1 protein-coding gene and 1 pseudogene are annotated in these 1,568 nt (G+C 56.7%); both read left to right on the plus strand.

Translation table 11 applies throughout. From position 1 onward, the window contains the following. A pseudogene (locus VMT30_06300) lies at positions 1 to 513 on the plus strand (erythromycin esterase family protein). Between the two features lie 41 nt (positions 514 to 554). Next, positions 555 to 1,568: IS5 family transposase (locus VMT30_06305; protein ID HVQ44551.1), on the plus strand; the 1,014-nt coding region annotated here is incomplete at its 3' end.

Consider the following 1,568-nt stretch of genomic DNA (forward strand, 5'->3'; position numbering starts at 1 on the left):
ACCGCCAGAGGAGACAGTCGCACGCAGCCGCGCCGGGCGCCGCGTCCAATATCTTCGGACGAGGAAATATTGCTCGCTAACCTCGCGGATGCTGCAGAATCGTTCCCGTCGATCGAGGCAGCCGATCTCAATCCGCTCATGCAACGGATCGGCTCAGCACCGATCGTACTACTTGGCGAAGCGACCCACGGGACTTCTGAATTCTACCAGATGCGCCAACGCATTACCCGCGACCTCATCGTCAAGAAGGGCTTTCGCTTTGTTGCAATCGAAGCCGACTGGCCCGATGCGGCGCGAGTCGATCACTACGTGCGGCATTTCCAGTATCCGCCCTCTGAGTGGACGGCTTTTGCCCGGTTCCCGACCTGGATGTGGCGAAATACCGAGGTGCGCGATTTCGTCAGCTGGCTGCGCAAACACAACGGTACGGTCGAACGTTACGAGCGTGCCGCATTTCATGGCCTCGATCTCTATAGGGCAGCTCGAAAAATAACGACCTTTCCTGAATTTGTGCGATTCTAACTGTCACGATAGGATTCGGGGATGTGGATACGATGGGTCAATTCGGTTTTTTTGATGCGGACAAGCGGCTTGCGGTGATTTCCGCGAAGGGCGATCCGCTTGAGATGATTGATCGGGTGGTGCCGTTCGAGAGCTTCCGCGCCGAGATTGAGGCGGCGACACTGACGCCGGCGAGTGAAAAGAAGAGCAACGCTGGCCGCAAGCCGATTGATGTCATTGTTATGTTTCGGATGCTGGTGTTGCAATCGCTTTACAATCTGTCCGACGAACAGATTGAGTATCAGGTGCGCGACCGCCTGTCGTTCACGCGGTTTGTGCGGCTCGGCATCGAGGACAGCATTCCCGACGGCACGACGCTTTGGTTGTTCCGGGAGACGCTTGCGAAGGCCGGTCTCATTGAGAAACTGTTCGAGCGTTTTGGCCAGCATTTGGAAGCGAAGGGCTACATCGCTCGCGGCGGCCAGATGGTTGATGCGACGATTGTTCCGGTTCCCAAGCAGCGTAATAGCCGTGACGAAAATGAGGATGTGAAGGCCGGCAAGACGCCCCGGGCCTGGAAGAAAGATCCGTCGAAAAACCGGCAGAAAGACAAGGATGCGCGCTGGACCAAGAAGCACGGCAAGAGTTTCTATGGATACAAGAACCACGTGAATGCCGATGCCAGGCACAAGCTGATCCGGCAGTATGACGTGACCGACGCGAGCGTGCATGACAGTCAGAAATTCGATGGGCTTCTGAACAAAACCAATACGTCTGCGGATGTTTATGCGGACAGCGCTTATCGGTCGGCCGAGACCGAGGCAAAGCTCAGGGTACGCGGCTTGCGCAGTCAGATTCATCAGCGCGCAAGCCGCAATCATCCGCTATCGAAGGCGCAGGAGAATGCAAACCGCAAAAAGAGCAAGATTCGGGCTCGCGTCGAGCACGTGTTCGGAGCACAACAAACCTCTCCGGGTGGTCGGATCATACGGACGATTGGCATTGCTCGGGCGAAAGCCAAAATCGGCCTCCAGAACCTCGCCTACAACATCCGCCGTCTTGTCACG

This window comes from Candidatus Saccharimonadia bacterium (genome assembly GCA_035544015.1).
Lineage (GTDB): Bacteria > Patescibacteriota > Saccharimonadia > UBA4664 > UBA4664 > UBA5169.